This window comes from Micromonospora sp. NPDC048868 (assembly GCF_043198195.1).
GTDB classification, from domain to species: Bacteria; Actinomycetota; Actinomycetes; order Mycobacteriales; family Micromonosporaceae; genus Micromonospora; species Micromonospora reichwaldensis.
This window is the reverse complement of the sequence record NZ_JBICUN010000017.1, coordinates 36367-56910: the sequence shown is the minus strand read 5'-3', so window position 1 is coordinate 56910 and position 20544 is coordinate 36367. Positions and strand designations below refer to the sequence as shown.

Annotated in this window: 19 protein-coding genes and 1 riboswitch; of the genes, 9 read left to right on the top strand and 10 right to left on the bottom strand. The window is 73.4% G+C overall.

The genetic code is table 11. The features are described from left to right. The 4 genes from dgoD to ACGFNF_RS23530 all read right to left on the bottom strand — a co-directional run bounded on the left by dgoD (window position 1) and on the right by ACGFNF_RS23530 (window position 4286). Window positions 1-1149: a galactonate dehydratase gene (dgoD, locus tag ACGFNF_RS23545; RefSeq protein ID WP_393170637.1), complete on the bottom strand. Its 1149-nt coding sequence runs from the start codon at window positions 1147-1149 to the stop codon at window positions 1-3. Window positions 1150-1156: 7 nt separating this feature from the next. Continuing rightward, window positions 1157-1972 carry a carbohydrate ABC transporter permease gene (locus ACGFNF_RS23540; RefSeq protein WP_151453636.1) on the bottom strand — a complete coding sequence of 272 codons (816 nt, stop codon included), beginning with the start codon at window positions 1970-1972 and terminating at the stop codon, window positions 1157-1159. Next, window positions 1969-2919, bottom strand: coding sequence for a carbohydrate ABC transporter permease (locus tag ACGFNF_RS23535; protein ID WP_207914545.1), 951 nt, complete (start codon window positions 2917-2919; stop codon window positions 1969-1971). The genes ACGFNF_RS23540 and ACGFNF_RS23535 overlap by 4 nt, the downstream gene beginning before the upstream one ends. Before the next feature lie 77 nt (window positions 2920-2996). After that, window positions 2997-4286, bottom strand: coding sequence for an ABC transporter substrate-binding protein (locus ACGFNF_RS23530; protein ID WP_393170634.1), 1290 nt, complete (start codon window positions 4284-4286; stop codon window positions 2997-2999). A 146-nt stretch (window positions 4287-4432) separates the two neighbouring features. Here ACGFNF_RS23530 and ACGFNF_RS23525 point away from each other — a divergent pair, with 146 nt between their 5' ends. Next, a complete protein-coding gene (locus ACGFNF_RS23525; RefSeq protein WP_393170632.1) occupies window positions 4433-5194 on the top strand; it encodes a FadR/GntR family transcriptional regulator in 762 nt (253 codons plus the stop codon). Window positions 5195-5352: 158 nt separating this feature from the next. Here ACGFNF_RS23525 and ACGFNF_RS23520 read toward each other — a convergent pair whose 3' ends face one another. The 4 genes from ACGFNF_RS23520 to ACGFNF_RS23505 form a co-directional block, all read right to left on the bottom strand. Then, window positions 5353-6753, bottom strand: a complete 1401-nt coding sequence (locus tag ACGFNF_RS23520) for an MFS transporter (protein WP_393170630.1) — start codon at window positions 6751-6753, stop codon at window positions 5353-5355. Between the two features lie 193 nt (window positions 6754-6946). Continuing rightward, window positions 6947-7996, bottom strand: coding sequence for a hypothetical protein (locus ACGFNF_RS23515; RefSeq protein WP_393170628.1), 1050 nt, complete (start codon window positions 7994-7996; stop codon window positions 6947-6949). Window positions 7997-8048: 52 nt separating this feature from the next. Beyond that, on the bottom strand, window positions 8049-9098 hold the full coding sequence (locus ACGFNF_RS23510; protein WP_393170626.1) for a hypothetical protein: 1050 nt from the start codon (window positions 9096-9098) through the stop codon (window positions 8049-8051). 46 nt (window positions 9099-9144) lie between these two features. Further along, window positions 9145-10770, bottom strand: a complete 1626-nt coding sequence (locus tag ACGFNF_RS23505; RefSeq protein WP_393170624.1) for a protein kinase — start codon at window positions 10768-10770, stop codon at window positions 9145-9147. 231 nt (window positions 10771-11001) lie between these two features. On the opposite strand from ACGFNF_RS23505, the gene ACGFNF_RS23500 reads away from it, so the two are divergent. Next, window positions 11002-12603, top strand: a complete 1602-nt coding sequence (locus ACGFNF_RS23500; protein WP_393170622.1) for an ATP-binding protein — start codon at window positions 11002-11004, stop codon at window positions 12601-12603. 21 nt (window positions 12604-12624) lie between these two features. Here ACGFNF_RS23500 and ACGFNF_RS23495 read toward each other — a convergent pair whose 3' ends face one another. Both ACGFNF_RS23495 and ACGFNF_RS23490 read right to left on the bottom strand, forming a co-directional pair. Beyond that, window positions 12625-13464 carry an SPFH domain-containing protein gene (locus tag ACGFNF_RS23495; protein ID WP_393170620.1) on the bottom strand — a complete coding sequence of 280 codons (840 nt, stop codon included), beginning with the start codon at window positions 13462-13464 and terminating at the stop codon, window positions 12625-12627. Between the two features lie 94 nt (window positions 13465-13558). Beyond that, window positions 13559-14794 carry an MFS transporter gene (locus ACGFNF_RS23490; RefSeq protein WP_357580724.1) on the bottom strand — a complete coding sequence of 412 codons (1236 nt, stop codon included), beginning with the start codon at window positions 14792-14794 and terminating at the stop codon, window positions 13559-13561. A gap of 250 nt (window positions 14795-15044) precedes the next feature. Here ACGFNF_RS23490 and ACGFNF_RS23485 point away from each other — a divergent pair, with 250 nt between their 5' ends. The 7 genes from ACGFNF_RS23485 to ACGFNF_RS23455 all read left to right on the top strand — a co-directional run bounded on the left by ACGFNF_RS23485 (window position 15045) and on the right by ACGFNF_RS23455 (window position 20429). Then, window positions 15045-15776 (top strand): RraA family protein, encoded by a 732-nt coding sequence (locus ACGFNF_RS23485; RefSeq protein ID WP_393170618.1) that lies wholly within the window; start codon window positions 15045-15047, stop codon window positions 15774-15776. Window positions 15777-15857: 81 nt separating this feature from the next. Then, window positions 15858-15969: riboswitch (SAM riboswitch) on the top strand. Between the two features lie 31 nt (window positions 15970-16000). Then, complete coding sequence (locus ACGFNF_RS23480; protein WP_357580726.1) at window positions 16001-16132, top strand: hypothetical protein; 132 nt, start codon at window positions 16001-16003, stop codon at window positions 16130-16132. 110 nt (window positions 16133-16242) lie between these two features. Then, window positions 16243-17097, top strand: coding sequence for an ABC transporter substrate-binding protein (locus ACGFNF_RS23475; protein WP_357580727.1), 855 nt, complete (start codon window positions 16243-16245; stop codon window positions 17095-17097). Window positions 17098-17137: 40 nt separating this feature from the next. Next, the gene (locus ACGFNF_RS23470) at window positions 17138-17917 is read left to right on the top strand and encodes an amino acid ABC transporter permease (protein ID WP_311413527.1); all 780 of its coding nucleotides are present in this window, start codon (window positions 17138-17140) and stop codon (window positions 17915-17917) included. Next, window positions 17914-18657 (top strand): amino acid ABC transporter ATP-binding protein, encoded by a 744-nt coding sequence (locus ACGFNF_RS23465; protein ID WP_393170614.1) that lies wholly within the window; start codon window positions 17914-17916, stop codon window positions 18655-18657. The genes ACGFNF_RS23470 and ACGFNF_RS23465 overlap by 4 nt, the downstream gene beginning before the upstream one ends. A gap of 106 nt (window positions 18658-18763) precedes the next feature. Then, window positions 18764-19894 carry a peptidoglycan-binding protein gene (locus ACGFNF_RS23460; protein WP_393170612.1) on the top strand — a complete coding sequence of 377 codons (1131 nt, stop codon included), beginning with the start codon at window positions 18764-18766 and terminating at the stop codon, window positions 19892-19894. A gap of 121 nt (window positions 19895-20015) precedes the next feature. After that, entirely contained in the window at window positions 20016-20429 is a 414-nt protein-coding gene (locus ACGFNF_RS23455; protein ID WP_393170610.1) for a VOC family protein, read from the top strand. Window positions 20430-20544: the final 115 nt, after the last annotated feature.

Genomic DNA, 20544 nt, shown 5'->3' with positions numbered 1-20544 from the left:
TCACCATTCCGCGTAGGAGCCGTCGCGGTGCCGCCACGTGGGGCTGCGCCACGCGTGTCCGCGCTTGTCCGCCGCCCGTACGGCGTGCTCGTCGATCTCGATGCCGAGGCCGGGTGCCGTGAGCCGCTCGACGTACCCGTCGACGAACGTCAGCGGGGTCTTGTCGAGGCAGTAGTCGAGCACCTCGGCGCCGAGGTTGTAGTGGATGCCGATGCTCTGTTCCTGGATCAGGTAGTTCGGCGTGGCGAAGCCGACCTGGAGGCAGGCGGCGAGCGCGATCGGCCCGAGCGGGCAGTGCGGGGCGAGCTGCACGTCGTACACCTCGGCCAGCGCGGCGATCTTGCGCACCTCGGTGATGCCGCCGGCGTGCGAGAGGTCCGGCTGGGCGACCGCGATGCCGGCCTGGAGCACCGGCAGGAACTCCTGCCGGTTGTAGAGCCGCTCCCCCGTCGACACCGGCGTGGTGGTGGAACGGACGAACTCGCCGATGAGGTGCGAGTTCTCCGGCACCACCGGCTCCTCCAGGAAGAACGGCCGGTACGGCTCGAGCAGCGGGGCGACCCGGCGGGCGGTGGCGAGGGTGAACCGGCCGTGGAAGTCGACCGCCACGTCCCGCTCGTCGCCGAGCACCTCGCGGGCGGCGGCCACCCGCTGCACCACGCCGTCGATCTCGGCGACGGACGCCACGGTGCTCATCCGGCCGGAGGCGTTCATCTTCACCGCGGTCAGGCCGGTGGCGACGGCGGTGGCGATCTGGTCGCGTACCTCGCTCGGCTCGTCGCCGCCGACCCAGCCGTAGACCCGGATCCGGTCCCGGACCGGGCCGCCGAGCAGCTGGTGCACCGGCGCGCCGAAGTGCTTGCCGGCGATGTCCCACAGCGCCTGGTCGAGCCCGGCCACGGCGCTGGCCAGGATCGGCCCGCCCCGGTAGAACGAGCCCTTGGTCATGGCCTGCCAGTGGTCCTCGATGCGCAGCGCGTCCCGGCCGACCAGCAGCTCGCTGAGCTGCTCGACGGCGGTGCGGACGGTCTCGGAGCGGCCCTCGCAGGTCGCCTCGCCCCAGCCGACGATCCCGGAGGACGTCTCGACCCGGACGAACAGCCAGCGGGGCGCGACGAGGAAGGTCTCCACCCGTTCGATCGTGGTCATGGTGTCCTCAGCCCTTCGTGGCGCCGGCGGTGAGGCCGGAGACGACGTACTTCTGCACGAACAGGGCGATCAGCATGATCGGCAGGGTGACCACCGTGGCCGCCGCCATCAGGCCGCCCCAGTCGATGCTGGCGTAGCCGACGAAGTCGAAGATCGCCACCGGGAGCGTCTTGGTGTCGGCCCCGGACAGCACGAGGGCGAACATGAAGTTGTTCCAGGAGAAGATGAACGACAGGATGCCGGCGGTGGCGATGCCGGGCACCGACAGCGGCAGGGTGATCCGCCGGAACGCGCCGATGTGGGTCAGCCCGTCGACGAGCGCCGCCTCCTCGAGCTCGGTCGGCAGGCCGTCGAAGTAGCCCATCATGATGTAGACGATCAGCGGCAGCGACACGAACATGTGGCTGAGGATCAGCACGGTGAACCCGCCGACCATCTGCAGGTTCGAGAAGACGTAGTACCAGGGCACCAGCAGCGAGACGCCGGGGATGACCCGCGCCATGAGCACGACGAGCGCGGACTTCTTCATGTTGAAGCGGCTCATCGAGTACGCGGCGGGCACGCCGAGCAGCAGCGACAGCACGGTGGCCGCGAGCGCCACCCAGAGGCTGTTGCCGATGAACTGGATGTAGTTCGCCTGCTGGAGCACGTTGGAGTAGTTGTCCATCGTCGGCGAGAAGACGAACGCCTTGTCGGTGTCGTAGATGTCGACGTTCGTCTTCAACGACGCGGCGACCATCCACACCAGCGGCGCGATCAGCGACAGCACGACGAGGACGAGGGCCACCGTGCGGAAGATCTTGTACGGCCTGCGCAGCTTCATCGGTCCAGCCCCTTCTTGCGGTAGGTCAGGGCCCACATCACCCCGATGATGATCAGGAAGAAGATGATGAGGACGGTCGATGAGACGCCGTAGTCGTTGTAGTCGAAGCTGAGCCCATAGGCGTACACGTTGAGGGTCTCCACCTCGTGGAACGACCCGCCGCCGCGCCCCTTGGTGGCGTAGAGGATGTCGAAGGTCTTCAGGGCGTCGATGCCGCGCAGCAGGATCGCGACGATCACGGTGGGCATCAGCAGCGGCAAAGTGACGTGCCGGAACCGCTGCCAGGTGCTGGCGCCGTCGATCAGCGCCGCCTCCTGCGGCTCGTCGGACAGCGACGTCAGGCCGGCGAGCAGGATCAGCACGACCATCGGGGTCCACTGCCAGATGTCGATGAACATCGTCGTCGGCAGGGCCGAGTTCTGCCCGGAGAGCCAGGGCTGGGGGTCGATCCCGACCCAGCCGAGCACCTGGTTGGCCATGCCGATGTTGGGGTCGAAGATCAGCCGCCACATCATGCCGACCGCGACCGGGGTGGCCACCAGCGGCAGCAGGATCGCGACCCGGACCCACTTCTCACCGCGGAACGGCCGCCACAGCAGCAGGGCGATCGCCATGCCGAGGACGACCTCGAAGAAGAGCACGACGCCGGTGAAGAGGGCGGTGCGCCACACGGCTGGCCAGAACCGGTCGGTGTCGCCGAGCACGTCGAGGTAGTTCTGGAAGCCGATGAACGAGCTCTCGGCGCGGACCGACCCCTCGGCGTCGGTCAGGCTGAGGTACCCGGTCCACGCCACCGGAAAGATGATCAGCACGGCGACGAACAACATGGCGGGTGCCGCGAAGAGCCACTTGCGGTGCGCGTTGGCCCAGCGCGACCAGGCCGAGGTCTCCGGGGACGCCGGACGCGCCTCGGGCGATCTTTTGACTGGTGTGGTGACGGCTGACATGTGGTCTCCGGGTGGGTCAGGGCAGCGGCCCGACGCGGGGTGGCGGAGCCGGTCGGCTCCGCCACCTGCGCTTCGGGCTACTTCGCCTCGTCGTCGAGGAACTTCTGGAACGCCTCGTTGGCCGCGTCCGCCGAGGCGGCCGCGTCCTTGCCGGTGATCGCGTCGACGATCGGCTGGCCGACGATCTCCCGCGCCTGGGCGACCTTCTCGACCAGCGGCCGGTCGTGGCCCACGCCGTTGGCGGTGCTGACCGTGGTGGCCTCGGCGAGGTCCTTCGGGTAGGTCGCCGCGCCCTCCGGGTTCTCCCAGACGGAGGTACGGGCGCTGGGCACGCCGGCCTTCTGCTGCGCCAGCGCCTGCTCCTTGCCGGCCGCCCACTGGATGAACTTCCAGGCGTTGTCCTGGTTCTGCGACGCCTCGTTGACGCCCAGCGCCCAGGACGGGACGTTGTACGGCTTCGAGCCGGCCGGGCCGGCCGGGAAGGCCGCGAACCCGACGGTGTCGGAGACCTTCGACTTGGCCGGGTCGGTGGCGTTCTTGTAGAGCGAGTTGGCCTCGGTGTAGAAGGCCGCCTTGCCCTGGGTGAAGATCGCCATCGCCTCGGACCAGCTCATGTCGGTGCTGATGTTCTCCGGGCCGTGCTCACGCAGCAGCCCGCCGTAGTAGGCGTACGCCTGCTTGGCCTGCTCGGTGTTGATCGAGGCCTTGCCGCTGGCGTCGACGAAGTCGCCGCCGAAGCTGTAGAGGAAGCTGGAGAACTGGGTGACCGCGGCCGACTTGCCGGTGCGGGCCACGAAGCCCGCCACACCCGGGTTGTCCGCCTCGACCTTCGCCGCCTGCGCCTTGAGCTCGTCGAGGGTCTTCGGCGGGGCGGTGAAGCCGGACTTCTCGAGCAGGTCCTTGCGGTAGTAGAGGACCTCCTGCTCGGTGATGATCGGCACGCCGACCACCTTGTCCTCGTACGTGGTGGCCTGCACCGGTCCGGACTGGAAGTCGCCGACCTCGAACGCGCTGTCCGACTTGCTCTTCTCGGTCAGGTCGGCGAGGTACTTGTTCTTGGCGAACAGCTTCCCCTCCTGCAGCGGCCGGTACATCATCACGTCCAGGTCCTTGGACCCCGCGTTCAGCTTGACGTTGTACTGGTCGGAGAGCTGGTCCTCACCGAGCTGGGTGACCTCCACCTTCAGGCCCGACTGCTTCTCGAACTCCGGCAGGGCCTTCTTGATGTTCTCCGTCCAGACGTGGTTCACCAGCGTCACGCGAACGGTGTTCGAGCCGCCGGCGTCGTCCCCGCCGCCACCACAGGCGGACAGGCCGAGGGCGACGACCATCGCCAGGGAAGTCCCAATAACTGATCGACGTCTCACGTCCATCTCTCCTTATGCCGTGGCCGTGGCCGCCGCCCTGACCGGGTGGGCCGCCACCTCGCGGTTTACATCCGCTTAACAACCGGATGCTAGGCCGAAAAAACAGATTTATACAAGGGGTAGACCCAACTGATATGCTCCGTGACGTGAAATCGTCCTCCCCGGGGGCTGTGGCCGCCCAGCTCGCCCCTGTCGAGGCCGGCCTGCACGCGCGCGTCCTCGATCGCCTCGGCACGGCCATCTGTGACGGCGAGCTGACACCCGGGTCGGTCCTCAACATCGACGACCTGGTCGACCGCTACGCCGTGTCCCGCTCGGTCGTCCGCGAGGTGCTGCGGGTGCTCGCCTCCATCGGGTTCATCGAGACCCGCCGCCGCGTCGGGGTCATGATCCGCCCGTCGGAGCACTGGAACGTCTTCGATCCGCAGGTGATCCGCTGGCGGCTCGCCTCGGCCGGCCGCATCGTCCAGCTCCGCTCGATCACCGAGCTGCGTACCGCCGTCGAGCCGCACGCCGCCTGGCTCGCCGCCAGCCGCGTCGGCCACGACGAGGCGAGCGACCTGGTCGGGCTCGCGGCGAAGATGTGGGCCGCCGGCAAGGCCGGCGACGAGGAACGCTTCCTCCGGCTCGACATAGAATTCCACCGCCGGATCCTGGTCGCCTCAGGCAACGAGATGTTCGTCCGGTTGCAGGACCTGATCGCCGAGGTGCTCACCGGCCGGCACCAGCACCACCTCATGCCGCACCACCCGCACGAGCAGGCCCTCCAACTGCACGCCGAGGTGGCCCAGGCGATCCAGCGGCGCGACGGCGACCGCGCCCGACAGGCCATGGTGCAGCTCATGGAGCAGGCCTTCGACGAGATGAGCTCGATCTGGGAGCAGACCGGCGAGACCGCCGGCGCCTGAGCGCGACCCGCCGGGCTGGCGGCGTACCGGCGCGAGCGGCTCGCCGCCGACGAGCCTGCGCTGGCCCGCGCTCCGGGACCTCGACGGCCACCGGTGGTCGTTCCGGCTGACGGGCGGCGGGCCCTGCGGCGGTCGCACGGACCGCCGCAGGGCCGTGGTCAGCCGGCGTGCCCGGCGGTCGTCCGCGCCGGCCCGCGGCGGGCCGCGCGGCTCCCGCGGGTCACCAGCAGCAGCGCCACGATCAGGTACGGCACCGCGGCCACCGCGAACGCGACTCCGTTGCCGGCCCCGGTGGCGAGCAGGCCGTAGCCGGCGTAGACCGCGATGACCGTCACGTCGGTGGCCATCCCGGCCAGCGAGGTGACGGTGGCGCGGCTGCCCCCGGTGATCCGGGCCTGCAACCGGGCGTCGGCGAGCACGGTGGCGAGCTGGAAGCCGCAGAATGCCGCCGCGACCAGCGCGAAGCCGGCCGGCCGGGCGGACAGCGCCCCCGCGACCAGGGCCAGGGCCGACAGCGCCAGCAGACCGGCGTACCCCCGGGCGGTCAGCCGCTCCCCCGCCGGGGCCAGCAGGCCGCCCACGGCCACCCCGAACCAGGTGAGCAGGAGCAGCAGCGGCACGGTCGCCTCGCCGACGCCGGTGTCCCGGGCCAGCAGCGACGTGTACTCGTCGAGGGCGCCCCAGACCGCCGCGACGACCGCGACCAGCAGCACCGCCGCGCGCACGGTCCGGTCGGCGCGGACCTCGGCGAGCCCCGCCCGCAGGCTCGCCCACCAGCCGAGGTCCTCGTCGTCGTCCGCCCCGCCGTCGTGCCCGGTCCGCTCCGGTCCCCCGTCGCGCCCGGGCCCGTCCGGTCCGCCGTCGCCCACGACGAGGGCGGGCGCGGCGTCGGCCCGGACGGAGTCGGTGTCGGCCCGGACGGAGTGGGCGTCGGCCCGGACGGAGTCGGCGTCGAGATCGGCGGTCTCGGGTCGGCGGTGTTCGGGGAGGCGGGTGGCGACGGCGGCGGCGAGCAGGCAGGCGAGCACGCTCGCCACACCGACGGCCGGGTAGCCGCCAACAGCGAACACGGGACCGGCCAGCAGGATCGAGGCGAGCACGCCGGTCGTCCCGGCCGTCTTCGCCCGGCCGATGACGCGGGCGTAGCGGCCGGCGGCGCCCAGGCGGTCGAGTTCGGTGAAGACCAGCGCCTCCAGCGCGCCCGAGGCGAGCGCCCCGCCGGCGCCCCAGAGCACGAACCCGACGGCGAAGGCCGGGTACGAGGGCACGAGCACCCAGAGGGCGAAGCCGGCGGCGGTGAGCACCGGCGCGAGGCTGAGCAGCAGCCGCCGGGAGACCGCGTCGGCGAACGCGCCGGAGGGCACCTCCAGCAGGATGCTGGCGGCCGACCAGATCACGAACAGCGACGAGATCTGCCACACCGACAGGCCGGTGTCGCTGAACAGCAGCGCGTACAGCGGATAGAGCAGGACGAGTTCGCTGAGGAACGCGTACCCGTAGAGGGTGGCCGCCAGCCGGCGGACGCGCGCGTCGGACGCGCGCGGAGGGTGGACAGTCATGGGACCTTCCCGTGAGGACGAAGCGGACGCCGGACGTACGGCGACCGCGGCGGCCCACGGCAGTGGCCCCTAGCAGTGCATCAACATCGCCACGTCATGCCGCGATGGTAGCCGCGCCGGCCCGGGCCGTCACGCCCTTCGCCGGACACGCGCCGGGGTGGGATCCGATGTGGATCCCACCCCGGCGGTGTGGTCAGCGGCGGCGTTGCTCGCCCTCCAGCGGCGGGATCACCATGGTGGCCTCGCTGTCCTCGCCGGCCGGGCGGGCCGGGACGGTGGCGCCGCCCGAGGTGACCCGGGTGGCGTCCGGGTCGCCCTGTCGCGGCACGGGCACGGTCGGGTCGGTGTCGACGCGGGGACCGGAGACCACCTGCGTGGCGTCCGGGTCCGCCCCGACGCGCGGGGCGGAGACCACCTGGGTGGCCTCCGGGTCGGTGTCGACGCGCGGGCCCGAGACCACCTGCGTGGCGTCCGGGTCGCCGCCGTGCGTGGCCGCCGCGGCGAGGTGGGCCTCGCTGTCGCGGCGTCCGGCCTGGTAGGCGCGCGCGTGCGTGGCGATCAGCCGCGACTCCTGCTCGGCCCGGCTCAGCCACGACTCCCAGCGGCTCTGCATGGGACGGACCAGCCCGCCGCCCACCCCGACGACGAGGATGCCGCCGACGGTGGCCAGCACCGCGATCAGCACCGGAGTGGTGACCGCGGTGGCCACGCCGATCTGGTTGAGCGCGGCGATGACGCCCAGGCCGAGGATGAACACGGAGGCGATGCTGGCCAGGAGCCGGCCGTACGACAGCCCGCCGAGGGCGCCGCTGATGATGTCCTTCACCGCGTTGGCGATGGCGGCGGCCACCACGACGATGACGATCGCGACGAAGGCCCGGGGCAGCCAGGCGATCACACCAGCGATCAGGTCGGAGATGGGGTTCGGTCCCCAGATGCCGAAGGCCAGCTGGAGGGTCACCAGCAGCACCCCGTAGTAGGCGAGCTTGGCGACGATGTCGCTGGCGTCGTACCGGGAGCGGGCCAGGGCCCGGCGGACCCCGCCGCGTTCCACGGCACGGTCGAAGCCCACCCGCTCCAGCACCTTGTCCACGATCTTCAGCACGGCCTTGGCGATCAGCCAGCCGGCCACCAGGATCGCCACGAAGGCGACGGCCTTGGGCAGGAACAGCATCACCGACCGGAGGGCGTCCCCCACCGCGTCGCCGAAGTTGTCTCTCATCGGAATTCCTCCACACGGCATCCGGGTTCGTCCGGCCCGACCTACCCCCGGCGGCGACCGGGGAAACGCCCGGTCAGCGGCGCCGGCACCCGTAGGACACCGGGGCCTGGGCCTGCACCGGAGCCGGTGAGGTGATGTTGACCGTGGCCGTCTCGGTCGTGCTGCCCACGCCGCTGAAGGTCCAGCGCAGCGTCAACTCGACGGTGCGCTGGCCGTACCCGACCCGCTCGGTGAGCAGGCTGCCGGGCGCGCTGCCGGTACGCAGCCACTGGTAACGGATCTCCCCCGCCCGGCCGTTTGTCGACACGGTGGCGACCACGTCGACGGTGACGTCGCACCGGTCGCCGGCCGGCTGCGGCACCGCCACCGTCACCCCGGTCACCTCGAGCGGACTGATCCGCTGCCAGAGGTAGAGGCCGACGGCGGCGAGCAGCGCGACGGTCAGCAGGGTCGACAGCACCGAGGCCGCCGTCCGCCACGGCGACCGCCGTCGCGCCGGCGCCGGCCACGCGGGTGCCGGTGGTGGGGTCGTCGGCACGCCCGGCCCGAACCGCACCTCCCCGCCGGGCGGGACGGCGTGCCCGCCGGGCTGGCCGAGCTGCGTCCCCGGACCGGGCGCGGTGGTACGCCCGGCACCGGCCACGTGCCCGACCTCCGTGGCCGTCGCCCGGGCGGTCCACTCCCCCGGCGCGTGCCGCGCCGCCGGCCACGGCCCGGGGCCCCCGCCCAGGGCGCGCTGCGGCATCGTCGCCTCGCCGAGGTCCGGACGCACGGTCGCCGCACCGTGGGCCGGGGACGCCGTCGGCTCCCCCGCCGCCAGGCGCACGGTCGCCTCACCCGAAGCCGGGGACGGTGCCGTCCCCGCCAGGTACATGGTCGTGTCGCGCGAAGGCGGGTGCGTCGTCGGCTCCCCCGCCGCCAGGCGCACGGTCGCCTCATCGGAGGCAAGGCGCGCGGTCGGCTGCCCACCGGCCAGGTGCACCGTCGCGTCGCGCGAGGGCAGGTGCGCGGTGGGCTCCGCCTGTGGCTGCGGCTGGTGGACGTTCAGGCGGGCGGTCGCGGCGCCGTCGTCCGGCTGGCGGCGGGCGGGCAGCGCCTCGGTCGGGTCGTTCGGCTGGGTCACGGCGGCCCGCCCTCCGTCGTCGTGGTCGGCATCGAAGTGTCCGGTTTCAGCCCGGCGTGCAGAACGAGCGCAGCGTCACGTACACCGGCGGGCCCTCGGGCGAGGCGTTGCCGGCCTCGTCCACGGCGACGACCCGGACCGGGATCCGGGTGCTGCTCTTCGGCTGGGACAGCTCGCCCAGGACGCCCCGGAACACCCCGCGCGCGCCCGACGCCATGGGCACCTCGGTGGTGCGACCGTCCAGCGTGTACCGCAGGCTCACCCTCAGCTCCCCGGTGGCCGTACGGTCGTCGGCGACGACCGCGGAGATCGTGCTGGACGTCGGCCCGTACGGGCAGCCGCGCGGGTCGAGTTCGCCCGGGCTGGCCGCGACCCGGTCGACGGAGGGCGCGACGGTGTCCGCCGGCGCGGCGCTGGCGCTGGCCGACGCGGTCGGCGGGGCGGGGGCCGACGTCGTCGGCGCGCCGGTACCGGCCGGCTCCGGTGCGGCCGTCGTCGCCGTCGGTGCGACGGGAGGCGTCGGGCTGGGCGTCGTCCCGGCCGTCGGGCTCGGCGCGGGGGCCGACTCGGAGGGCGCACCCGTCGGCTCCGCCGGCGCCTCGGGTGCGGGCGTCCCGGCAGCGGGCAGCGGCTCCTCGCGGCCGGCGTAGCTGAACCCGGCGCCGCCGAGCAGCAGCGCCGCCGCCAGCCCGCCGCCGACCAGCGCCGCGCGGGCCCGCCCGGACCGCAGCCACGTCCACCGGTCCGTCGCCTCGCCGAACGCGGTGCTGGCCACGCTGGTGGCCCCGCCGGTGCCGTCCGGGAACGGCAGGAGTGCGGCGAGCAGGGCCGCCCTCCTGGCCAGCTCGCGCAGGCCACGCTCTTCCCACCGCCGGCCGTACGCGTCGGCCGCCACCCGCTCCAGCACGGCGAGGAAGACCTGGGCGGGTTGCGGCCGCTCGGCCGGTTGCTTGGCCATGCCGTGCCGCAGCAGTTCGTGCACCGGCTCGGGGGCCGGTTCGGTGGGGATCGGCGCGTGGGCGTGCTGCTGGCGCAGGGTGAGCAGGTCCCGCCCGTCGAAGGGCGGGTGGCCAGTGAGGCACTCGTAGAAGGTGGCGGTGGCCGCGTAGATGTCGCAGGCCGGGCTCGCCGGGGCGCCCGTCCACTGCTCGGGGGCCATGTAGCGGGGAGTGCCGGTGACGCTGACCCCGGAGCTCTCGCCCACCGGCATGGCGATGCCGAAATCGGCCAGTTTGCTGGCGCCCTCGGCGGTGACCAGGACGTTCTCCGGCTTGTAGTCGCGGTGCACGACGCCCCGGGCGTGCGCCGCGCCGAGCCCGGCCAGCGAGCCCTTGAGGACGCAGAGCGCCGACTCCGGCGTCGTCGCTCCGTGCGCGCGCAGCAGCTGCCGCAGCGACACGCCGTTCACCAGTTCCATGACGATCGCCGCGCCGCCGGGCGACTCGACGTACTCGTAGAGGCGGGAGACGTGCGGGTCGTCGATGCCGGCCAGCAGCCGGGCCTCGGCGCGGAACGCGGTGCGGAACGCCGGGTCGTCACCGATGCCGCCGGTGAGGTACTTGATCGCCACCGGGGTGCCGGTCGCCTCGTGCACGGCGAGGTCCACCCGGCCGGACGCGCCGGCGCCGAGCTGCCGCACCGGGCGGTAGCCGGAGACCTGCCAGCCGGTCACGCGTGCACCTCCCCGTTCTGGGGACGGTGGGGCCGTCCCCCGGTCGCCATTGTGGTCGCGGGAGCCGGCGCGGCCATCGGCGCAACGGCTGCTTCCGGCCCCCGGACGTCCGGGGCGTCCCGGCGGGTGGCGGCATGGTCGGTTACGGACACACGTCACTGGTACCACCCGCCGGCAACCGCACCGCGCCACGGCGCTCCCAGCCGGGCCGGCTGGACTAGGGTGCAGGCCGTGGGCAGCGAGGCGACTCCCGAGGCAGCGACCCGTCGGCCGATGACGACCCGGCGGTGGCTCACTGTCCTGTTGCTGACGATGACCGCCCTGGTCCTGCTCGGCGGGGGCGCCGGCGCCGCCGCGCTGAGGCACACCGCCGCGGTCTCCAACCACCTCGCCGACCAGGTCGCCCCGGCCCGTACGGCGGTCGGCCAGCTCGACAGCGGCCTGCTCGCCCAGGCGGCGGCCGTACGCGGCCACGTCGTCACCGCCGACCCGCGCTTCCTCGACGCGTACCGGCGGGGCGTCGAGAGCGAACGCGCGACCATGTCCCGGCTGCACGAGCTGCTCGCCGGCGAGCCGGAGGCGCTGGCCGACCTCGACCGGGCGCAGCGGCTGGCCGACCGCTGGCGCACCGAGTACGCCGAACGCCTGGTCGCCGCCCGGCAGGCCGGCGGGACGCCGGAGGAGCTGGCGCCGCTGGTGACCGGGGACGCGGAGACCTTCGCGGCGGTACGCGCCGAGCTGACCGGGCTGGTCGCCCGCCTCGACGGGATCCGGGACGCCGGCCGGGACGACCTCGACCGGGCCCGGGCGCTGCGGGACCTGACCTTCGTGGCGATCCTGGCGGCCCTGCTGCTGTGCGGGATCGTCGGATCCGTGCTGGTGCGCACGCGGGTGCTGCGCCCGTTGGACCGGCTGGGCGCCTCGGTGCGGCAGGTGGCCGGCGGCGACTTCCGGCACCGGCTGCGGCCCGACGGCCCCGCCGACATCGCCCGGCTGACAAGTGACGTGGAGACGATGCGCCGCACCGTGGTGGAGGCGTGGGAGCGCAGCCAGCACGACCGGGACGCCCTGGAACAGCAGGCGGCCGAGCTGCGCCGCTCCAACGAGGACCTGGAGCAGTTCGCGTACGTGGCGTCGCACGACCTGCAGGAGCCGCTGCGCAAGGTGGCGTCGTTCTGCCAGATGCTGGAGCGCCGCTACGCCGACCAGCTCGACGACCGCGCCCGGCAGTACATCGGCTTCGCCGTCGACGGGGCCAGCCGGATGCAGGAGCTGATCAACGACCTGCTGACGTTCTCCCGGATCGGCCGGGTCTACGGTGAGCTGCGGGAGGTCGACCTGGCCGAGGTGTTCGCGCAGGCCGAGTCGAACCTGTCCCGGGCGGTGGACGAGTCCGGCGCGACGATCACCCGCGACCCGCTGCCCACCGTGCGGGGCGAACCGACCCTGCTGACCATGCTCTGGCAGAACCTGCTGGGCAACGCGGTCAAGTTCCGCAGCCCCGACCGGGCGCCGCTGATCCGGGTGACGGTGACGGAGACCCCGCAGGACTGGTCCTTCGCCGTCGAGGACAACGGCATCGGCATCGACCCCCGGTACGCCGAGAAGATCTTCGTCATCTTCCAGCGCCTGCACCCCCGTGGCACGTACCCGGGCACCGGCATCGGGCTCGCGGTGTGCAAGAAGGTCGTCGAGTTCCACGGCGGCACGTTGAGCCTGGACGAGGCGTACCGCGACGGGACCCGCTTCGTGTTCACGATGCCGCGGCTGCCGACGGCGGTCGTACCCGCGCAGCCCGGCGAGCCGGCCGCGGAGTCGGCGGCCGGGGTCTGAGAGACTGCCCGCCGCCCCGGGTCAGGCCTGCGGGCGCCGGTGGCCGTCACCGGGCACCGGCGCGGCGGGTTCCGGGCGCTGCGCCGCCGGTGGCTCCGCGTCCCGGGTGAACTTGTCGAAGAAGCGCAGCAGCTCCACCGGGAACGGCATCACCAGCGTGCTGTTCTTCTCGGCCGCCACGTCCACCACCGTCTGCAACAGCCGCAGCTGGTAGGCCCCCGGCGTGCCCGCCATCGCCCGGGACGCGTCGGCGAGCCGGCGGGACGCCTGGTACTCGCCGTCGGCGGCGATCACCCGGGCGCGGCGTTCGCGTTCCGCCTCGGCCTGGCGGGACATCGACCGTTTCATCCCCTCGGGCAGCGCGACGTCCTTGACCTCGACCCGCTCGATCAGCAGCCCCCACGGCCCCTCCGTCGGCGCGTCGATGACCGCCTTCAGCTCGGCGTTGACCCGGTCCCGGTCGCCGAGCACGGTGTCCAGGTCGGCCTTGCCGATCACCGAACGCAGGGCGGTCTGTGCCACCTGGAGCACGGCCGAGGGGTAGTCGTGGACGTTCACCAGCGCCTTCACCGGGTCGACGACCCGGTAGTAGACCACCGCGTCGACGGTGAGGGTGACGTTGTCCCGGGTGATCGCCCCCTGCGGAGGCACCCCGATGACGGTCGTCTGCATGCTGACCCGGACCATCCGGTCGGCGACCGGGACGATCAGCCGCAGGCCGGGCTCCCGGACCGGCGTCAGCACCCGGCCGAAGCGGAAGACGACGCCGCGCTGGTACTGCTGCACCAGCCGGACGCTCAGCGCGCCGACGAGCGCCAGGAGCGCGGCCACGATCACCACGCCGACCACGACCGCTTCCACGGCACCCCCGATCCGAACGGCTCCCCGGGCCGCCCCTTTCCCGCTGCGCCGGGAAGTAGTCCCGGCGCAGCGGGTGGCCGGCCGGCCCGCCGGATCAGCCGGCCGACCCGCCGCGGCCGGAGAGGCGGGCGGAAACCAGCGCGATCCCGCACGCCGCGACGGCGCTCAGCGGGGCGATCAGGAAGCCGACGGTCACCTCGCCCGCCGCGTCCAGCACCACACCGGTCACCGCCGCGCCGCCCGCGCTGCCCACCGAGAACGCCGTGGCCGCCCAGGCGAACGCCTCGGCCACCGTGCCGGTGGGCGCCACGTCGTCGATCGCGACGAAGGCGATGGTCAGCAGCGCCGGCAGCGCGAGCCCGCTGACCGCCATCAGCGCCAGCATCGCGGGCGGGGCCGGGGTGAGCAGCAACGGCAGGTAGCCGGCGGCGAAGACGCCGACCACGCGCGGCAGCGTGGCGTGCCGGCGCAGTCCGCCGAAGCGCACGTAGAGCAGGCCGCCGACCAGCGCCCCGGTCGCCTGCGCGGCGAGCAGCCAGCCGGCCCAGGACCGGGCCCCGGCCGCCTCGGCGTATCCGGTCGCGGCGACTGTCACGCTCCCCACCGCCGCGCCGACCAGCAGCAGCGCCCCGAGGACCAGTCGGAGCCGGCCGGCGCGCAGCGGCCCGGCCCAGTGGCGTACCGCCGGCTCGCCCCGCCAGCGCCGGACCGCGTCGGTCGTGGCGAACCACGCGGTGCCGGCGGCCTGGAAGCCCGCGGCGGCGGCCAGGCCGCCGGTCGGGCCGGCCAGGCCCACGGCGGCGAGCGTGACCACCGGGCCGAGGATGAAGATCAGCTCCTGGACGGCGATGTCCAGGGTGTACGCGGTCTGCACCCGGTGCGCGGGGAGCAGGTCGCGCCAGAGCACCCGCAGGCACGACTCGAACGGGGGCGCGCCCGCCCCGGCCAGGGCGGCGGCGAACACGGTGACCGGCAGGTTGACGTGCGCGGCGGTGAGGGCGAAGCCGATCGTCGACGCCGCCACGGAGAGCCACAGCACCGGCGGCTGCCGCCAGCGCTGCGCCATCCGGGCGAGCATCGGCTGGCCCACGGCGGTGCCGGCGGTGAACGCGCCGACCAGCAGGCCCGCGACGGTCAGCGTCATCGTCTCGCGGGCGAAGACGAGCAGGGCCAGGGGCGCCGCGCCGAGCGGGAGCCGGCCGAGCAGGCTGGCCGCCAGGACCCGGGCGGTCTGCGGCGCCCGCAGCACCGCGAGGGCGGAGGTGTCGGTGGGGTCGGCGGGCGGGTGGTCGGCGGGCGGTACGAGTTGGCGGTGATCGGATCCGGGCATGACTGAGCGCTCCCGAGCGTGGCGGAGATGGACCGGGGGGCGGTGGAGTGCCGGGCCGGTCAGGGAACGTAGTCGGAGCGATCGTGACCGTCGCCGTAGAGCGGGAGGTCCGGGGTGACCCAGAGGCCGTGCACGGCGGCGACGGCATGCGGCGGGATCACGCTGGACAGTCTAGACCCGAACGCCGCCACCGGTGGGGGCCAGCCGCGCCGGATTGGCCCTGGCCACCGCGCCGACCGACCCCCCTACGATGACGGCCCACGACTCGCCGCACCGCCGGGAGGACGTCATGCGGGAGCGCTTCGCCGACCTGTCCACGCCGCTGATCGCCGACGCCTGCGTACGCCTCGGCGTGCCCCCGCGCGCGGCGCCGGCCGGGATCCGGGCGGTCGTCCCCGGTCACCGCCTCGTGGGCCGGGCGCTGCCGGTGCGCCACCACGGCAGCGTGGACGTGTTCCTGGAGGCGTACGAGAACGCGACCCCGGGCGACGTGCTCGTGATCGACAACGGCGGCCGGAGCGACGAGGCGTGCGTCGGGGACCTGGCGGTGCTGGAGGGCGTCGCGGCCGGGATCGCCGGGCTCGTCGTCTGGGGCCTGCACCGGGACACGCCCGAGCTGGTGGAGATCGGCCTGCCCGTCTTCAGCTACGGCAGCCTCCCGTCAGGCCCGGGCCGCCTCGACGCGCGGGAGCCGGAGACGCTCACCAGCGCCCGGGTCGGGCCGCACGTGGTGACCGCCGACGACCTCGTCGTCGCCGACGACGACGGGGTGCTGTTCGTGCCCGCCGCACGGGCCGCGGAGCTGTTCGCGGCGGCGGAGCGCATCGGGACCGTCGAGCGGGTCCAGGCGCGGCGGATCCGCGCCGGGGAGACGCTGCGGGAGCAGACCGCCTTCGCCGACTACCTGGCCCGCCGCGCCGCCGACCCCGCCCACACCTTCCGGCAGCACCTGCGGCAGGTCGGCGGGGCGATCGAGGAGTGACCGGGTGTCACCGCAGGCGCGCGTGAGGGTGGTCATAGCGGCTGGACGCCCCACCGTGGCGGGCTGCTAGCCTCGTCGGCAGGTCATGAGCGCCAGCGTCAAGCCCCGGCTCGCTGGCCGGCAACCCTCGTCCGCGCAGGGGTGCCCCGGGTGAGGACCAGGCACCGGAGCGGCTCCGGTGCAAGCGCGGCCTGGTTCCCAGGTCGTCCCGACCGAGGAGAGCCATGTCCTTCCGCATCTGCGCCCCACCGGCGGTCCCCGCCGTGGCCCCGACGTCGCCGGCGCTGATCCGGCGCCGCCACATCGACATGATGCGGGTCTGCGCCACCTCCTGTCGCCCCGGCGACGCGCGCTAGCCGCGCCACCCCTTCTTTCCCCGAACCATTCCAGCGGTACGCCCACCGGGCGCACCGTCGGCGACGCGCGCCCCGTGCCCGTCGCCGCAGACACCTCATCGGAGACACCTGTGCGAGTCCTTTCCTCCCTCACCCGCGCCGCCGCCCTCGGCGTGGCCGCCGTCCTGGCCGCCACCGCCCTGACCGCCTGCGGCGACGACGCGGCCGGCGCGGCCGACAACCCGTACGGCCTGCTCCAGCCGGGCGTGCTGCGCACCGGCACGCTCACCGACGCCCCGCCGAACGTCTACCTCAAGGACGGCAAGTTCACCGGCTTCGACAACGACCTGCTCGTCGCGGTCGCCGGGAAGGTCGGCCTGAAGGTGGAGTTCGTCGGCACCGACTTCTCCGCCCTGCTCTCCCAGGTCAACAACCGCAAGTTCGACGTCGGCAGCTCCTCGATCACGATCACGGAGGCGCGCAGGAAGACCGTCGACTTCGGCAACGGCTACGACTTCGGCCACTTCGGACTCGACGTGCCGGCCGGCTCGTCGATCACCGGCTTCGACCAGCTCGCCGGCAAGCGGGTCGTGGTCGTGCAGGGCACCGTCCAGGACGACTACGCCACCGGCGAGGGGCTCGACCCGGTGCGGGTGCCCGACTACAACGGCGCGATCAACCAGCTCAAGGCCGGCACGGCCGACGCCTGGATCGCCCCCGCCGAGATCGGCGACAAGTCGGCCGCCGACAGCGCCGGCAAGATCACCGTGGCGGCCAAGCTGCTCAGCCCGGCCCCGACGGCGTACGCGTTCGCCAAGGGCAACGACAAGCTGCGCGAGGCGCTCGACAAGGGCCTCGACGAGGTGATCGCGGACGGCACGTGGAGCCGCCTGCAGGCCCAGTACTACCCGGGCCGCCCGATCCCGGCCGACTTCACGCCGGGCAGCGGCACGGTCGCGGTGCCGTCGGCGTCGGCCACCTCCTGAGACGTACGGACGACGAGCGAGCGGGGCGGTAGGAGCGACGATGGATCCGTTGAGCACCCTGTGGGAGACCTTCTTCGACGCCGACTCCATGCGCGAGGCGCTGCCCGAGATGCTGACGGTGGGGCTGCCCAACACGCTGATCCTGGCGATCTCCGCCGCCCTGCTCGGCTCGGTGCTGGGCATGGCGCTGGCCGTCGCGGGCATCTCGCGTACGCGATGGTTGCGGTGGCCGGCGCGGGTCTACACCGACGTGTTCCGCGGCCTGCCCGCCGCGGCGACGATCCTGCTCATCGGCGTCGGCCTGGCGCCGCTGGGCATGCAGGTGTGGGGGCCCAACCCGTATCCGCTGGGCATCCTGGCGCTGTCGCTGATCGCGGCGGCCTACATCGGCGAGATCTTCCGCTCCGGCATCCAGTCGGTGGAGGCCGCCCAGTTGGAGGGGGCCCGGGCGCTGGGCCTGTCCTGGGGCGAGGCGATGCGCCTGGTGATCGTGCCGCAGGGGATCCGGCGGGTGCTGCCGGCCTGGGTGAACCAGCTGATCGCGCTCATCAAGGACTCCAGCCTGGTCTACTTCCTCGGCCTGCTGGCCAGCCAGCGGGAGCTGTTCCGGATCGGGCAGGACTACGCGGCGAACACCGGTAACCAGTCGGCGCTGCTGCTGGCCGGGCTGTTCTACCTGACGCTGACGGTTCCGCTGACGCACGCCGTCAACTGGATCGACCGGCGGCTGCGGCACGGCCGGCAGGCCGCCGCGCCCGCTGACGGCGACGACGACCTCGACCTGGCGCTGCCGGGCGCGGCGGGAGGGAACCAACGATGAGCATCGACACGACGACCTCGGTGAGCCTGAGCGTCCGCGACGTGCACCTGGCCTTCGGGTCGCACCGGGTGCTGCGCGGGGTGGACCTGGACGTGGCGCGCGGCGCGACGGCCTGCGTGATCGGCCCGTCCGGGTCGGGCAAGTCCACCCTGCTGCGCACGATCAACCGGCTGATCGAGCCCGACCGTGGCGACGTGCTGCTGGACGGGCGCAGCGTGCTGGCCGACGACCCGGACGCCCTGCGGCAGCGGATCGGCATGGTCTTCCAGCAGTTCAACCTCTTCCCGCACATGACCGTGCTGCGCAACGTCACCCTCGCGCTGCGCCGCATCCGCAAGCTCGGTGAGGACGAGGCGGTGGCCGTCGCCCGCGAGCACCTGGAGCTGGTGGGGCTGGCGGCCAAGGCCGACGCCCGCCCGGCGCACCTGTCGGGCGGGCAGCAGCAGCGGGTCGCGATCGCCCGCGCGCTGGCGTTGCGCCCGCAGGTGATGCTCTTCGACGAGGCGACCTCCGCCCTGGACCCGGAGCTGGTAAAGGGCGTGCTCGGGCTGATGGCCGAGCTGTCCGCCGGGGGCATGACGATGGTGGTGGTCACCCACGAGATGGGCTTCGCCCGCGAGGTCGCCGACACGGTGGCGTTCATGGACCGCGGCGTGGTGCTGGAGGCCGGCGAGCCGGCCGCGATCTTCGAGCGGGCCGAGCATCCCCGGCTGCGCCGCTTCCTCTCCCAGGTGCTCTAGCGCCCGGCCGACGCTTGGCAATATCCTCCACTGCACACGCGACGCCTGGAGTTCCTTTTCATGGGGCCGCCCCCGCCCCCACCTCCGGCCGCAGAGGAGAGACGCCATGCACGTCGAGAATTCCGCACTGGACCGCCGGACCCTGCTGCGGGCCGGCCTCGGCGCCGCCACGGTCGCGGTCGTCGGCAGCCAACTCGCCCTCCCCACCGCCGCACAGGCGGACCCCGGCACCGACCTGGACTGGATCTACAGCTGCGACGAGTGGGGCGCGCGCCCGCCGGCCGACCCGCTGGCGGTCAGCGCCATCCCCACCAACAAGATCATCGTGCACCACATGGCGTTCCCGAACGTCACCGACTACTCCGAGGCACAGGCGGTCAAGCTGGCCCGCGACTGCCAGAACCTGCACATGGACGGCAACGGCTGGTCCGACACCGGCCAGCACTTCACGATCAGCCGCGGCGGGTACGTCATGGAGGGACGCCGGGGCAGCCTGGAGCGGTTGCGCGCCGGCGACCGGCAGATGATCTCGGCGCACTGCCCGGGAGAGAACGGCCGGGCCATCGGCATCGAGAACGAGGGCACGTACGTCACCGAGACCCCGCCGGAGGCGCTGCTGGACTCGCTGGTCACGCTCTGCGCGACCATCTGCCGGCGGTACGGGCTGCACGCCCACGACATCTTCGGCCACTGGGACTTCCGCACCACCCTGTGCCCCGGGGCCGCCTTCTACGGTCAGTTCCCCGCCCTGCGCCGCCGGGTCTTCGAGGCCCTCGGCACCGACCTCGCCGACGTGCCGGCCCGCCGCTGGCCGGACCTGTGGCGCTTCGTCGGCTCCCCCAGCGTCCGGGTGGTGCAGTACCTGCTGGCCCACCGCGGCTACACCGTGCCGGTCAACAGCGTCTTCGACGCCGCCACCGTCGCCGCCGTGCAGGACTGGCAGTACCGCAACGGCATCGCGGTCGACGTCGACGCCACCCTCACCGCGCCCACCTGGGAGACCCTGGTGCCGGAGCTGGGCAAGGACGCCACCGGCCTCCCGGTCACCGCCGTGCAGTTCCTGCTGAACTTCCGGGGCCACCCCGGGGTCACCGTCACCGGCGAGTACGACCACCCGACCAGGACGGCCGTCAAGGACGTCCAGCGCGTCCACGGGCTGCCGGCCCACGGCAAGCTGGACCTCGACACCTGGTGCGCGCTCGTCGGCGGCGTCGTACGCCGGTCGTTCCGCCACTGACCACCGCCGCCGGCCCGCCGGGGCGGTCCGCACCGGCGGGCCGGCGAAACGCGGTCGCACCTCACCCCCGCCAGGCCCCTGATCTGCGACGATGGGTCCGTCGCGACCGGAGGAGGGTGCCGTGGCGTCTCGACTCAACCCGTACTTCAGCTTCCCGGGCAACGCGCGGAAGGCAATGGAGTTCTACCAGCGCGTGTTCGGCGGTTCGCTGTCGACGAGCACCTTCGGCGCGATGGGCACCGACGATCCCGCGCTGGCCGACAAGATCATGCACGCGATGCTGGAGACCGACCGGGGCTTCACCCTGATGGGCTCGGACACCGCGCCGGGGATGGAGCACGAACCCGGCAACAACGTCTCCGTGAGCCTCAGCGGCGACGACGCCGACGAGCTGCGCGGCTACTGGGAGCAGCTCGCCGACGGCGGCACGGTGAGCGTGCCGCTGGAGAAGCAGATGTGGGGCGACGAGTTCGGCATGTGCGTCGACCGCTACGGCATCGGCTGGATGATGAACATCGGCCAGCCGCAGGGCTGACGGGGTGTAGCGGCGGCGCGAACGGGTAGGGACCGCTGTCCGGCGGGCCCGGGCGGCGCCCCACCGGCGCGGCCCCGGCCCGCAGCCGCCGGCCGGAGGGGTGCCCCGATGCTGT

What these genes read in the sequence shown, in the direction of transcription:
- ACGFNF_RS23480 (WP_357580726.1), top strand. Translation starts at nt 16,001, where the DNA reads ATGTCCTTCCGCATCTGCGCCCCACCGGCGGTCCCCGCCGTGGCCCCG.
- ACGFNF_RS23515 (WP_393170628.1), bottom strand. Translation starts at nt 7,996, where the DNA reads ATGCCGTGTGGAGGAATTCCGATGAGAGACAACTTCGGCGACGCGGTG.
- ACGFNF_RS23485 (WP_393170618.1), top strand. Translation starts at nt 15,045, where the DNA reads ATGACGGCCCACGACTCGCCGCACCGCCGGGAGGACGTCATGCGGGAG.
- ACGFNF_RS23540 (WP_151453636.1), bottom strand. Translation starts at nt 1,972, where the DNA reads ATGAAGCTGCGCAGGCCGTACAAGATCTTCCGCACGGTGGCCCTCGTC.
- ACGFNF_RS23465 (WP_393170614.1), top strand. Translation starts at nt 17,914, where the DNA reads ATGAGCATCGACACGACGACCTCGGTGAGCCTGAGCGTCCGCGACGTG.
- ACGFNF_RS23535 (WP_207914545.1), bottom strand. Translation starts at nt 2,919, where the DNA reads ATGTCAGCCGTCACCACACCAGTCAAAAGATCGCCCGAGGCGCGTCCG.
- ACGFNF_RS23460 (WP_393170612.1), top strand. Translation starts at nt 18,764, where the DNA reads ATGCACGTCGAGAATTCCGCACTGGACCGCCGGACCCTGCTGCGGGCC.
- ACGFNF_RS23470 (WP_311413527.1), top strand. Translation starts at nt 17,138, where the DNA reads ATGGATCCGTTGAGCACCCTGTGGGAGACCTTCTTCGACGCCGACTCC.
- ACGFNF_RS23520 (WP_393170630.1), bottom strand. Translation starts at nt 6,753, where the DNA reads ATGACTGTCCACCCTCCGCGCGCGTCCGACGCGCGCGTCCGCCGGCTG.
- dgoD (WP_393170637.1), bottom strand. Translation starts at nt 1,149, where the DNA reads ATGACCACGATCGAACGGGTGGAGACCTTCCTCGTCGCGCCCCGCTGG.
- ACGFNF_RS23490 (WP_357580724.1), bottom strand. Translation starts at nt 14,794, where the DNA reads ATGCCCGGATCCGATCACCGCCAACTCGTACCGCCCGCCGACCACCCG.